The organism is Foetidibacter luteolus (genome assembly GCF_009650435.1).
Lineage (GTDB): Bacteria > Bacteroidota > Bacteroidia > Chitinophagales > Chitinophagaceae > Foetidibacter > Foetidibacter luteolus.
Genome location: NZ_VVIP01000059.1, coordinates 284,450 through 298,371, shown reverse-complemented (window position 1 = coordinate 298,371; position 13,922 = coordinate 284,450). Strand labels below are relative to the sequence as shown.

The 13,922-nt window shown below is 46.6% G+C and carries 7 protein-coding genes; 3 read left to right on the top strand and 4 right to left on the bottom strand.

Annotation, left to right across the window (positions count from 1 at the left end):
• Positions 1 to 45 precede the first annotated feature (45 nt).
• Positions 46 to 1,143 (bottom strand): glycoside hydrolase family 43 protein, encoded by a 1,098-nt coding sequence (locus tag F0364_RS19890; RefSeq protein ID WP_153799553.1) that lies wholly within the window; start codon positions 1,141 to 1,143, stop codon positions 46 to 48.
• A 473-nt stretch (positions 1,144 to 1,616) separates the two neighbouring features.
• On the opposite strand from F0364_RS19890, the gene F0364_RS19885 reads away from it, so the two are divergent.
• Positions 1,617 to 2,639, top strand: a complete 1,023-nt coding sequence (locus tag F0364_RS19885; RefSeq protein ID WP_153799552.1) for a LacI family DNA-binding transcriptional regulator — start codon at positions 1,617 to 1,619, stop codon at positions 2,637 to 2,639.
• A 174-nt stretch (positions 2,640 to 2,813) separates the two neighbouring features.
• Here the strand turns inward: F0364_RS19885 and F0364_RS19880 are convergent, their stop codons facing one another.
• The 3 genes from F0364_RS19880 to F0364_RS19870 all read right to left on the bottom strand — a co-directional run bounded on the left by F0364_RS19880 (position 2,814) and on the right by F0364_RS19870 (position 8,016).
• Complete coding sequence (locus F0364_RS19880) at positions 2,814 to 3,218, bottom strand: DoxX family protein (protein WP_153799551.1); 405 nt, start codon at positions 3,216 to 3,218, stop codon at positions 2,814 to 2,816.
• 226 nt (positions 3,219 to 3,444) lie between these two features.
• On the bottom strand, positions 3,445 to 6,774 hold the full coding sequence (locus tag F0364_RS19875; RefSeq protein WP_153799550.1) for a VCBS repeat-containing protein: 3,330 nt from the start codon (positions 6,772 to 6,774) through the stop codon (positions 3,445 to 3,447).
• A 201-nt stretch (positions 6,775 to 6,975) separates the two neighbouring features.
• Positions 6,976 to 8,016 (bottom strand): LacI family DNA-binding transcriptional regulator, encoded by a 1,041-nt coding sequence (locus F0364_RS19870; protein WP_153799549.1) that lies wholly within the window; start codon positions 8,014 to 8,016, stop codon positions 6,976 to 6,978.
• 707 nt (positions 8,017 to 8,723) lie between these two features.
• Here F0364_RS19870 and F0364_RS19865 point away from each other — a divergent pair.
• Both F0364_RS19865 and F0364_RS19860 read left to right on the top strand, forming a co-directional pair.
• Entirely contained in the window at positions 8,724 to 11,882 is a 3,159-nt protein-coding gene (locus F0364_RS19865; protein WP_153799548.1) for a SusC/RagA family TonB-linked outer membrane protein, read from the top strand.
• A gap of 34 nt (positions 11,883 to 11,916) precedes the next feature.
• Complete coding sequence (locus F0364_RS19860; protein ID WP_153799547.1) at positions 11,917 to 13,488, top strand: RagB/SusD family nutrient uptake outer membrane protein; 1,572 nt, start codon at positions 11,917 to 11,919, stop codon at positions 13,486 to 13,488.
• Positions 13,489 to 13,922: the final 434 nt, after the last annotated feature.

Genomic DNA, 13,922 nt, shown 5'->3' with positions numbered 1-13,922 from the left:
TACGAGCCGGGGGGCATCTCTTAAAAATGTTCGACAACCGCGTCCCTACTTATATGGATCTATTGTTTGTATACTGCCGTCATCATTGTACTTAAGCTCTGTTACTTTTACGTTGCGCAAATGTGTCTTTCCACTTAGCTGCACATCATGATAAAACAAATACCATTTTCCGTTAAACTCCACGATTGACTGATGATTTGTCCACCCATCCACCGGTTTCAAAAGTACACCCTGGTAAGTAAAGGGGCCGTAAGGACTGGTACCAGTGGCATAGCAAATATTGTGCGTATCCCCGGTGGAATATGATAAATAGTATTTACCGTTGTATTTGTGCATCCAGGCAGCTTCAAAGAAGCGTTTATCATTGTCTTTTTCGGTAAACAACCGGCCATCTTTGTCAACTATTTTTATCTCTTTCACTTGCCCGTCATACTGTTTCATGCTTTTATCAAGCTTTGCCACACGTGGTAATATGGCCTGTTCACCGGCTTGCTTAAGTTTTCCTGCTGAATCATACTTATTGTTGTCCCAGCGTTGCAACTGGCCACCCCATATTCCACCAAAGTACATATAGAAGGCGCCGTCATCGTCCTTAAACACGCAGGGGTCTATACTGTAGCTGCCTTTGATGGGTTCTTTCTCCGCCACAAAAGGCCCTTCCGGCTTGCTGCCGGTAGCTACGCCAATATGGAATACATCCTGCTTATCTTTTACCGGGAAATACAGGTAGTAAGTATTGTTGGCAAAAGCGGCATCCGGCGCCCATAACTGGCGGCCGGCCCAGGGGATGTTTTTAATATCCAGCGCCACTCCATGGTCAGTTACATTGCCACCTACCGAATCCATTGAAAGGATGTGATAGTCCATCATGTTAAAATGGTCGCCATTGTCGTTTTCCGGCGTACCCGTGGCGGTATCGTGAGAAGGATAGATGTAGATGCGCCCATTAAATACGTGAGCAGAAGGGTCTGCAGTATAAATATGAGAGACCAGCGGCTGCGACAAATATTCTTTCTTTGGTGCTGTAGCAGCGGTAACGCTGTCCTCCGCATCATTTTTAGTTTCTGCGCTGCCGCCACAACCTGTTATAAACGAACTGGAGCATGCGAGAAGGATTAGCGCATACTTTGTTTTTGTTTGCATGTAACAATGTTTATTATGATGAATGAAATGAGGCTGCGTGAAGTAGAATAAGGCAGTTGCTTTAACGGGTAATGCCCTGGTTTTGCGCCTGCTATTTTTTGTAGCGGCAACAAGCAGTATGACAAGCGGATGAACAGGTTGTTCATTTGATAATTTTGTTGATTGAATGCCGGCAGCAATTAAAAAACGCAATCGGTTGCGGAGCAATGTTTAAAAAAAGCACAACATTTGTTATGCCAACCGTCCGGCAACATTACTGCCTGCTACCCTGCGGGAAAAGCTGCGTAGAACATCTGCCAGTACAAGAGTGCGACGCAAGCAAAGCCTCATAGTAGTTCTTCCTGCCGGGCCCATAAAAATTTTTCTTATCTGCCGCTATATATTATTATAGCCATGCTAATGTAGATAACTATTTTTAATTTGTAACCGATTGCAAAACTATTTTTAACCCAGGCGAAAAATAACTACTACGGATGGCAAAAGAAATAACGATTTACGACATTGCAAAGGAACTTAGCGTTTCTGCCGCTACCGTAAGCAGGGCACTGCAAGATCACCGGGCCATTAACGCAAATACCAAGAGAAGAGTTATTACCAAGGCGGAAGAGATGGGCTACCGCTCCAACCAGTTTGCCAGCAACCTGCGGCGCCGTAAAACCAATACACTGGGCGTTATTGTGCCACGCCTTAACAGCCATTTTGTTTCGACAGCCCTGGCCGCTATGGAAAAAATAGCCAGCGACGCAGGTTATAATATCATTATCAGCCAGTCAATGGAATCTGGCGCCAAAGAAATCATGAATGCCAAAACCATGTTTGAAAACAGGGTGGACGGCCTGATAGTATCATTGGCATACGACACGGATTCTTTCGAGCATTTTGAAAAATTCGCCGGCAAAGGCATACCCGTTATTTTTTTTGACCGCGTATTTGATGGCGGCGACATAGCCAGCATTGTTATTGATAATTTCAGAAATGCCTGCGACATTACCAAACACCTGGCAGAACAGGGCTGCAGGCGCATTATGCACATTACAGGCAACCTTAAACGCAATGTGTACAGCGAGCGTTTTAATGGTTATAAACAAGCCCTTGCCGAGGCCGGGCTGCCATGGACAAACGATTTATTGCTGGAAACTGACCTGAGTGAAAAGGCAGGTGCAGATGCCGCTGAAAAAATTATGGCCATGCCGCAAAAACCAGACGGCATTTTTGTTGCCAACGATATATGTGCCGCCACTTGCATGCACGTATTGCAACAGAATGGCTTTTTAATACCCAACGATATGGCCGTTGCAGGATTTAACAACGACCCCGTTTCAAGAATTGCCGAACCCAACATTACAACCATTAATTACCCGGCCCATCAAATGGGCGAACTGGCTGCCACTTATATGATTAACCATTTAACCGGCGCCGCCAGCATACACACCACCAACAAAATTATATTGAAATCTGAGTTGCTGATAAGGGCATCCAGCTTAAGAAAAAAGTAGTGGCTGGCCACTACCATTTCCCTGGTTATTTTCCCAAGTATGTTAAAGAGAAATTATGAGCCCGGCTTCAGCGCATGAATGAGGCCGACGTTGCGTCGCACTCTTGTGCGGTTGGATTCGCTGCGCAGCTTTTTCCACCAGGCAGGTATATTGCTGCGGGTAAGTTGATTATGCTTAATGCTGTACCGCTAAATTGCTATAGGTAGCAGCCTTCGCTTTATTCTGTAGCTTATGATAACAGAAATAAGACAGTGCCAAAATGCCCAGGGCTACAAGCGGAAAAAGGGTATCTCCTCCAAGGCCATCAACGGCCCAATGAGAAATGGCGGCACAAAGAAAGTTGAAAGTAAAACCTGCGTAAGCCCATTCTTTCAGCCTTCCTTTAAGGGCAGGTACTATCAAAATAACAGCGCCGGTAATTTTGAAAGCTGTAAGCAATACCCTGAAATAATCCGGGTAGCCCAGGTGGCTGATGCCTTGCCTGGCCATGTCTGTATGAGAGGTTAACGCAGGCAATACGCCATCCAGCAAAAATATGATGATGGTAGCTGTCCAGTAAGTGATTCTTGTACTTTTCATGTTGACTAATTTTACTGTGGTTTGAATGATTTTGTAGAGTAAAATTAGACCAGAGTACAGCCCTGTTTGCTGTGTGCCCACGACAAACAGAGGTACCTTTTACGACAAAGTTGTTTTACGCGTTATATCGCAACCGGTATCTTTTCAACGTATACCTGTACTGTGCAGGGCGCTGCAACATTTAGCATTGTTCCAGGCGGAACCGGTTGCGTAATCAACAATATGTTTACCTGACTTTAAGCACTTTAAGCCCGCTATTGTTGATGGCAACCAGTAACAGTTGCTCATTTCTTGCGTTGGTAAGTGAAGCCATGTCTTTTACATCGCCATCAACTCTAAAACCATTATCTGCCGGTGAAGAATAAGTAAAGCCACCCTCGCCGCTGCCTTTTAAAAAGCATCCGTAAGAGGCATCGTAACGGCCAGTCATCACTTCAGTTTGGTACTCATTACCGGCGAGCAACAAATCTGTAATACCATCGCCATCCAAATCTTTACAGATAATGGCATTTACCGGTGCAAACTGTGCTTCTGCCGGCAATACATGCTTTACGAATTTTCCGGTGCCGGTGTTTTCCAGCCAGCAGCTTGCAGTTTCATCGCAGTAAAGCTCCAGCATACCTTCTTTGTTATTGAAAAGCTGGTCGAACCCGGCATTCACATAATCCTTATGTTCCAGGAACCTGCGTTTTACTGCCGGCACCTGGTCAGCAAGCTGGTCTCTGTTAACGGCAGGAAAAAGGGCTTTGCGGCCATCCTTGCCTTTAAGGTAGTAAAACATCACAGGGTCTATACTGTTGTTACCGTCAATGTCTTTGGCAAATAACTTCATGGGCTCTGCGGCGGTTACATGGTATTTGCAGTTAAGGCCGAGGTTACCGGCCACAAAGTCCAGGTCGCCGTCATTGTCAACGTCCGCAGGCGCCAGGCTGCGCCACATGCCGTTGATATTGTCGAGCCCAACCGTTTCCTCTTTTAATGTGCCGCCCTGGTTTTTGAAAAACCGTACAGGCATCCATTCACCGGCAATAACCAGGTCGGTCTTTTTATCGTTATCATAATCGGCCCAGGCGGCAGCGGTTATCATGCCGGGTTGGCGCAATGCCGGGCATACGGCCTCCGTTACGTCTTTAAAAACGCCCTTGTTGTTTTGCAGGATAAAACTTTTTGGCGGCAGCGGGTATTGTTTGGAAACCCTGCCACCTATGAAAATATCAAGGTCGCCATCGCTATCGTAATCGCCTGCTGCCACACAACCGGCAATGGTTCTTACAGAATCCGGCACAGCCAGTGCATCCAGGGTAAAATTGCCCAGACCATCATTTTTGTACAGCCTGGGCTGATACCATGCAGAGGTATCGGCATAGCGGGTATCTCCGCCGGTAACCAGCAAGTCTTCATCGCCGTCACTATCCGCATCCAGGAAAATACAATCTATATCTTCCTGCATTTTATTACCTTCTGACAGGCTTTTTGCAGTAAAGGAGCCATCCTTGTTTTGCAGAAAAACGCTGCCCTGGAAATTGAAGCCGCCGCCAATAAAAAAGTCCTGCAGGCCGTCCTTGTTTACATCCGCCGTAGCTATGTAAGGCCCCTGCTGGGAATACTTTTGCGGCAGCAGGCGCTGGCTGGCATAGTCGTAGTAAGAAACGTCTTTGTGTTGAAAACTGATGCTATCCCTGCCCGTTACATCTGTAAACAACGCTTGAGCTGCTTTGGGTGGAGGCACAGCCAGTAACAAAGCCTGGTTCTTGTAGCAGTTATAAACCGAATCTGCTTTTACATTTTTCAGCACTTCAATCTTATCACCCGGCCAAACAATTTTAACGGAATCTGCAACGGTATTATTCCCCAGGCCAAAAATCAGTTTGCTATCAACGGTTGAAAGATAGCCACGTACCGGCTGCTGCTCCTGTAACTGTTTTTGCCCGCCATCATATACATAAACCTTTGCGCCAATGCCACGGGCATTCAGGCTATCGCCGTGTAAATTAAACGCCAGGTAATGCGATGCAGATGGATTACCCTTAATGCTGTTATTCTCAAAAACAAAAGGCTGGCTGTTGATGTTGTTGATAATAAGGTCAAGGTCACCATCATTGTCAATATCCGCATAAGCGGCGCCGGTGGAAAGCGATGCTTCATTAATGCCAGCTTCAGCAGAAATGTCTTTAAAATGGTAATTGCTGTCATTGAGATATAAATAATTGGGCAGGTTAATATGGTTGAGCGATTTCAGTTTTTCGTTCATCAGCCTGCGTTGTTCACCCTCGTCGCTGCTATTGAAGTTGATGGTTTTGGTAAATTGGATAAAATCTGAGTTGATAAAATCCCTGCCGATGCCGTTGGTGATATGTATGTCTTTTTTGCCATCACTGTTAAAGTCTGCCAGTAATACGCTCCAGCTCCAGTCTGTTTCAGACATGCCGGCCAATTGGCCAATCTCGCTGAAGAAAGGTATGGCTGTATCGCCCTTGCGGTAATTGCCGTTGTTCAATTGCAGCATATTGCGCATAAACTCGGGTGAATAGCCCAGGGAACGTTCTGTTTCATACCTGTCGTAGTTCATGAATGAGAAGGTGAGCTTCTTGCGTTCATTATCTTCCGGCATCATATCAAGGGTAGCGAAATCTGTTAAGAGGTCATTGTTAATGTCCGCGGCATCGCTGCCCATGCTGCTGTAGCTCTGGTGTTTGGTGGCCGCATCCAGTTGATTGGTAAATGTACCGTTCTTATTGTTGAGCCAGAATACATCGTTAGACAGGAAGTCGTTAGATACATAAATATCCGGCCAGCCATCGTTGTTAAAATCGCTGATGGATACGCCAAGTCCATAACCATCTTCCTTAATTCCCGCCTGCATGGAAACATCTGTAAATACTGGATTTGAAGCCCCCGCGGAGATTCCGTCGTTCCTGAAAAGCTTGTCGTTGGCGGGAGAACGGCCACTTAAATCTTTGGGGAAAATGGTATTGGCATTGGGGCCATTAAACCGGTAGTTAAGGAGGTACATGTCCAGGTCGCCGTCCCGGTCATAATCCACAAAAGCAGCCTGGGTAGAATAGCTGGTGTCCGCAAGGCCGTAAGCAGCGGCCTGCTCTTTAAAACTAAGGTTACCCTGGTTAATAAACAGTTGGTTGGCGGCTGCTTCTGTTAAGCCCTTGCCGTAGTTGCACACGTAAATATCATCGTAGCCATCCAGGTTGATATCAACGATGCTTACGCCGGTACACCAGGCGGTTGTTGACACGCCAGCCTTTTCTGTAATATCCTCAAAACTGTTGTGGCCTTTGTTAATGTAAAGCCTGCTGCTGGCCTGGTTGCCGCAAAAGAAAATATCTTTCAGGCCATCATTATTAAAATCGCCAATGCCCACACCACCGCCCATGTAGGCAAACTCATTCAGCGCCTGCTTACTGAACTTTGATTCATCTATGGTATTATTGAAATTTATACCCGTTTGTGATGGAGCCAGTTTTGTAAAGAGTTTTTCCTCCCCTGTTTTGCAGGAAAGCAGGCTGACGGCGGCAAAAACAAAAGCAGTTAAATTTTTCATACTTAAGCAGTAATTTTTTGGACGGACTTTACGGTTTAACCTGCGAGCTATACGCGAAAAAAACAGCAGGTTACACAGCGGGTGAGGGATTGAAGCGGATACCCCGGTGAGGCCATGGCAGCAGGGCCTTGTGCCGGAGTATGAGCGGAAAGCCCGACCCCTTGCGATAGCTTGGGGGCACCCCCTAAAATCTCATCCGCTTTATTGTGGCCCTGCATTTTTCTTTAATGAGGAACCACGTATAATTAACTCGGATTTTATAATTACCGTATTGGTATGGTTGATGTTCCAGCCGCCACGCAAATGGTTAAGCAGGTTGCGGGCCACCACCTGCCCCATTTCGAAACCCGGGTAATTAATGGTGGTAAGCTTAGGATCAATCACCTTACTGATAACATCGTTGTTAAAGCCCACGATCGCTATATCGGCCGGTATATGCAGGCCCGCATCTTTAAGGGTTTGCATTATTACGGCTGCACAAAAATCGTTGGTGATAAAAAGGCCATCGGGCAAAGGCTTCATGGCCAGAATTTTTTTGGCAGAGCGTATAGCATCTTCCTCAGCAAGGCCATCAACTATGGTAAGCTTTTCATCATAGTGCATCCCTTTATCCTGTAAAGCCTGCCTGTACCCTCTTAACCTTTCTGAATACACATTGCGTTTAAGGTTGGATGTAACACATGCAATCCTGGTGCAACCTTGGTCAACCAGGTGGGCCGTGGCATCGTAACCGGCTTTAAAGTTATTGATAACCACTTTGGTGCCTTCCATTTCTTCGAATACACGATCGAAGAAAATAACAGGGATGTTCTTATCCCTGAACTGTTTAAAATGAGCAAGGTTGTCGGTGTCAAAAGCCAGCGAGGCTATCAGGCCATCCACCCTTTTATGAAAAAGGTTACTGGCGTTGGCCGCCTCTTTTTTAGAAGTTTCAGAAGAGTGTGCAATGATGAGATCGTAGTTGGCCTGGGCGGCGATTTTTTCAATACCTGATAACACCGAAGTGATGAAATTGCTGTTTAGCTCGTGTACGATAATACCGATGGTGTTTGTTTTTTGCTTGCGGAGGTTGCTGGCAAAAGTGTTGGCCTGGTAGCCCATATCGTTGGCCATCGTTATAATACGCTGGCGGGTAGAACTGCCGATGGATGCATGGTTTTTCAGGGCCCTGCTTACCGTAGAAGGAGAAACGCCGAGTTTATCAGCTATATCATAGATGGTTATATCTTTTTCACGGCTCATAGTTGCGTAGGGGAATTTCTTGTAAATAAATGACGGTCTAAAGGAAAAACAATTATCTAAGTTTTCTGCCGCAATCGGTTACGTTGCTAAAGTAGCATTGTTTTCTGCAAAAAAGTCAATCTAAAAATAGAGTATGATAAAAAAATTGAAATTTTGGATAAAATATTTACGCAATCGGTTGCTAAAACAAAAAAACTCCCTACTTTTAAATTGTCAAGATAAAACGGAACTGCTTTTACAACATAACTGATGAATTGCGCCATGAACTTTCTTTCTGGATTTTTTTACGGATTGCAATTGCTATTACACCAGACAGGCAGAACATAACAGAAGGGCTTTTAGCTACCGGCAGATTGTAACAGGCATGCTTTTAAAGCAGCGTGCCGGCGCAAGTGTATGCTATCTATTGCCGCACAAATACCGGCGATTGGTACGCCCATACACAGGATTTGCTTAAGCGGCAAAAGCGTGTACAGGTATGCAGCCTTAGTTGCCCTGCCGCCGGGTTGCACGGCATATTCGTGAGAGTGCTGAAACTGCTATCATGGCATATAACTTATTCAACCACAAACCTTTCTAAATAAAGTTTATAACCATAATACTCACCAAAACGCTTGCTATGAATACAAGTTAAAACTGCTGCCTGACATCTGCTATTCAACTACGGGCTTTGGCCCTGATTATCTAAACTATTCAATTACTGCTTTATGAAATTTTTACTGAAAGATTTTTTACAGCCGGCATTTGCCAATAAGCGATTTGTTGGTAAAACGGCTTTAACCCTGCTATTGGCCTTATTTGCCATTACCTGTTTTGCACAAAAAACTATTAGGGGAAAGGTTACGGATGAATCCGGCAATGCATTGGCCGGTGTTTCTGTTGCAATAAAAAACAGTAACCGCGGCACACTTACCGGAAACGACGGCACCTACAGCATCAGCGCTGAACAAGGGGCGGTACTTACGTTTACTTATGTTGGCTACGCCGTGGGAGAGCTAACTGTTGGCAGCGCCAATGAATACAATATGAGCCTTAAAGCCGAACAACAAAACCTGGAACAGGTGGTTGTGATTGGCTATGGCACACAAAAGAAAAGCTCATTAACCGGTTCTGTGGCTTCTGTATCGGCCAAGGCATTAAATGAACTGCCGGTTGCCAGCGTGCAGCAGGCTTTGCAAGGCCGTGTTGCAGGCGTAACGGTAACCAACAACGGCTCTCCCGGCAGCGACCCTATTGTAAGGATAAGGGGTATCAGCTCTATCAATTACGCCTCTGACCCATTGTATGTAATAGATGGTTTTCCCACAGGCAACCTGGCCAGCTTTGACAGTAAGGACGTACAGTCTGTTGAAGTGCTGAAAGATGCCAGCGCCGCAGCCATTTATGGTTCCCGGGCCACCAATGGTGTTATCATCATCACTACCCGCAAAGGGGCAAGAGATGGCAAGGCGCATGTAAACTTAGACACATATATAGGTACACAGAAAGCATGGAAAACCGTTGACCTTTTAAATACTCAACAATACCTGCAATACGAAAGGGCATTAAACGGCGCCGCCAATATAGCCAAGCCACCACGGCTGGAAGATGCCAACTTTAACCAGCCCATCTACGACGGCGCATCGCAAACATTTGCCCAAACCAATACTGACTGGCAGGATGCTTATTTCCGCAGCGGTATAATAACACAAAGCAACCTGTCTGTTAACGGCGGTAACGAAAAATCCAGGTATTACATATCCGGCGGCTACTTTAAGCAAGAAGGTATTGCCGTTGGCGTTAACTACAACAGGGGCAATTTCAGGGTAAACAGTGAGCACAACATAAGCAGCAAGTTTACAGTTGGGCAAAACCTGATGCTGGCCTTCTCAAAACAACGCTATGATAACACCGGTGGTAACAGGACAAGGATTGCGAATGTTGTTAGGGCGCTACCCTACCTTCCGGTTTATGACCCCACCACGCTGGGCGGTTTTCGCAACGCAGAGAACAGCGTAGATGGCGCCGACCCCACCAACCCGGTTGAAGACGCCATATTGCTGGGTGATGCCAACCGTGAGCTGTTTAAACTGCTGGGCACCGTATATGCACAGGTAAACTTTACACCCTGGCTTAACTTCAGGTCAACCTTTGGTGCAGATTATTCCAGCCAATACCAGCATGAATTCAGCCCCATCTATAACGATAAGGGCAGAAATGCGGCCGTTGCAACCATACGTGACCAACGTGCCAACAGGACCACATTACTTTACACGCAGCAGTTGACTTTTGATAAAACCTTTGGCAACCACCACATCAATGCCATTGCTGTTTTTGAACGCCAGGATGCAAGGAATTTTGGAGAATCGCAAACCGGTAACCAGGGCAGCAACGATATACGCACCCTGGTAGGGGCTACCAACGTAACTGCTTTTTCTGCACGTACAGCCAGCCTGATACAATCCTATATCGGCAGGGTTAACTACGAGTTTGCCGGTAAATATCTTTTAAGCGGCGCCATAAGAAGGGACGGATTATCTGTTTGGGCGCCCGGCAGAAAGTTTGAAAACTTTCCCTCTGTTTCGGCCGGCTGGCGAATAGACCAGGAGAACTTCATGAAATCGGTAAGCCTTATATCCGAACTCAAGCTAAGGGGCGGTTGGGGCATAACTGGTCTTAACGCAATTGGTATTTTCCCCGCCCTGCAGAATTCTATTCTTTCAAATGAGTATCCCTGGCAGGCGATTGTACAGGCCAATGGCGCAACCTATCCTTTCGGCAATACCCTCAGCGTAGGCAATGCTTCGTATTACAACCAAATTGCTAATCCCGACCTGGTTTGGGAAAAAACGAAACAAACCAATATCGGAATTGACGTAGGCTTTTTAAAGAATAAAATTACCCTTACCGCCGAATGGTACAGGCGCCGCACAGACAACCTGATACTTACCGTACCTACCCCATCCAGCATTGGCTACGGTGGCGCTGGCGTACAGGCAAATGCGGCATCCATGACAAATACCGGTGTTGATATTCAGGTGGGCTACAACAAAACGCAAGGCGAGTTTACCTGGAATGTTAGTGGCAATATCGGCTTTATCAGCAATAAAGTAAACAGCCTTAACACGCCCAACGCTACAGTTGATGCCGGCGCAGATGCCGACTTTGGTAACGGCAACATGACCCGTACCGTTGCAGGCCAGGCTATACAATCCTTTTATGGCTATGTGGTGGAAGGAATATTCCAGAGTGCAGATGAAGTGGCAAAAAGCCCTACCCAACTGGCAGGCCTTACTTCCGCAGGCGACATTAAGTTTAAGGACATAGATGGCAATGGCGTTATTAACGCGTTAGACCGCACTTTCCTGGGCAGCTATATACCCAAGTTTTCTTACGCCCTTAATTATACCGCCAACTACAGAGGTTTCGACCTTTCCCTTTTCTTCCAGGGCGTACATGGCAACAAGATATTCAACGGCACCCGTGTTTTGCGGGAAGGCATGGCCAGGCTGTTCGGCGCCGGTGTTGAAGTACTCAATGCCTGGACACCGAGCAACACCAATACAGACATTCCCCGTGCCATCAGCGGAGACCCCAACCAGAATGCCCGTGTATCTGACAGGTGGATTGAAAGTGGCTCTTACCTGAGGCTTAAAAACATCATACTCGGTTATGCCATACCACAGCAAACGCTGCGTTCTATTACCAAAGGCGCGGTAACCAGCTTCCGCTTGTATGTGTCTTCTCAAAACCTGTTAACCTTTACCGGTTACAAAGGCTGGGATCCGGAGATAGGTTCTAAAAACACAACGCTTACCAATGGCATAGATTATGGCCAGTACCCATCCGCAAGATCGTTCCAGGTGGGCCTGCAGGTAGGCTTTTAAAAAGGAACCGTTTGTGAATATTTAAAAACTGATTATGAAAAAAATACATTTTTACAGGAACGCTACCATTGCCTGTTTACTATTAACAGCCTTAATAGTAGCGTGTAATAAAGACCTGGATAAAACCAACCCCAGCTATATTACGGTAGATAATTACTTTAAAAACGCAGATGAACTGCAAAAAGGCACCAACGCTATCTACTCCATTTTTCACAGCGCCCGCCTGGTAGGCCGTGAATGGTTTTTCCTGCACGATTTAAGGAGCGACGATGTATCATCCGGCGGCGGCCAATTAGAAGTGCCCCGTGCACAGATATTGAACGGCGCTACCACATCCGACAATGCTGTGATGAGCGATGTGTGGAACGGCCTTTTTGTTATCATCCACCGGGCTAATACTGTTATTGGCAGTGCGGCAAACGTTACAGATAATGACGCTTTACGGGACCAATGTGTTGGCCAGGCAAAATTTTTCAGGGCATGGGCCTATTTTGAGCTCGTTACTTTGTGGGGGCCTGTTCCTCTATACACCGCTACCGTAAATGGACCTGACGGGTTTCAGCCCAGGACAGCCGAAGATGCCATCTATGCGCAAATCGTACAAGATCTTACAGAAGCTGCCGCTGTGCTTAGCCCAACCTACCCCGCCGCTGAACAGGGCCGGGTAACTTCCGGGGCCGCCAACGCCATGTTGGGCAGGGTACAGATGCAGAAGGGAGATTATGCCGCCGCTAAGGAGGCACTGCTTAAAGTGGTTAATTCCGGCGTTTACCAATTGATGAGCGACTACGAGGACAACTTTTTGGAAGAGACAGAGTTTAACGCTGAATCCATTTTTGAAGCCGTGTTTTTTGACAAAGGAGACAACGCGTTTAACTGGGGTTATAGTGGCGATGGCTCTGGCGAAGCACAGAGCACCGTACGCAACCAGGAATACTGCCCGCTTGCATGGCGCAACCTGATACCTTCCAACAAATTCTTAAACGAGTTTGAAAAAACCGCCACAGGCGCCACTAAAACAGACCCACGTTATAAATTTACGGTATACGAAACCGGCGACAGGTTTAACAACGATGCGGATGTTATGACCGACGGTATGCAAAACGGCAACGCTTCAGTAGTTAACGGCGTTACCAAAAAAGTAAGCTGGCGCAAGTTTATGATCATCTACAAACAAAGTTTATCACAGGCTTCCTTCCATCCTGGTGGCAATAACCAGCGCATCATACGCTATGCAGATGTGCTGCTTATGCTGGCCGAATGCGAAAATGAAACCGGCAACACCGGCGCCGCGGTAGGCTACCTTAACCAAATCAGAAACAGGCCTTCTGTTCAAATGCCCAACTATCCAACGGCACAGTTTCCAACAGGCAATAAAGACCAGGTTACCAGGGCCATCATGCACGAGAGAACGGTTGAACTGGGTGATGAAGAAGTGCGTAACCGCGATATACTGCGCTGGCGCAAAAAAGGTTATTACACTACAGACCCATTGTCTTACTTCAGACCCAACCGGGATGAACTGTTACCTATCCCACAGCAGGAAATTGACAACAACCCCATGCTTGGCGAAGGTGGCATTTCCAAACAAAACCCTGGTTATTAAACGGTTCACAAGCAGTTACTCAATAGTTTCGATTGTAAAAAGAGGGGGGCATTTGCTCCCCTCTTTGCTTTTAATAAAAAAAATAAGGGGGTGCCCCCAAGCTATCGCAAGGGGTCGGGCTTTCCGCTATTACTCCGGCACAAAAGCCCTGCTGCCATGGCCTCACCGGGGTAACCGCTTCAACCCCTCACCCGAAGGTGCAACAGGCGGTTATGTTTGCTGCATTGCTGTTAGTGAAATATTATTAGCTGCGGTTAGGGTAAGAAGCCATGCAAAGTTTTTGGCGCCGCAGGCGGCAGAAACGAATGCTATATTGCGGGCAAAGCTGCATAACGTACCGAACGTACACGAGTGCGACGCAACTGGGTTTCATAGTACTACTCCAGTTGGGCTCATAAAAAAATACGCGTAATCAAATGTTGCGCCCATTAATA

Bases quoted from the DNA above. Each gene is read 5' to 3' on its own strand.
- F0364_RS19890 (WP_153799553.1), bottom strand. From the start codon at position 1,143: ATGCAAACAAAAACAAAGTATGCGCTAATCCTTCTCGCATGCTCCAGT.
- F0364_RS19885 (WP_153799552.1), top strand. From the start codon at position 1,617: ATGGCAAAAGAAATAACGATTTACGACATTGCAAAGGAACTTAGCGTT.
- F0364_RS19880 (WP_153799551.1), bottom strand. From the start codon at position 3,218: ATGAAAAGTACAAGAATCACTTACTGGACAGCTACCATCATCATATTT.
- F0364_RS19875 (WP_153799550.1), bottom strand. From the start codon at position 6,774: ATGAAAAATTTAACTGCTTTTGTTTTTGCCGCCGTCAGCCTGCTTTCC.
- F0364_RS19870 (WP_153799549.1), bottom strand. From the start codon at position 8,016: ATGAGCCGTGAAAAAGATATAACCATCTATGATATAGCTGATAAACTC.
- F0364_RS19865 (WP_153799548.1), top strand. From the start codon at position 8,724: ATGAAATTTTTACTGAAAGATTTTTTACAGCCGGCATTTGCCAATAAG.
- F0364_RS19860 (WP_153799547.1), top strand. From the start codon at position 11,917: ATGAAAAAAATACATTTTTACAGGAACGCTACCATTGCCTGTTTACTA.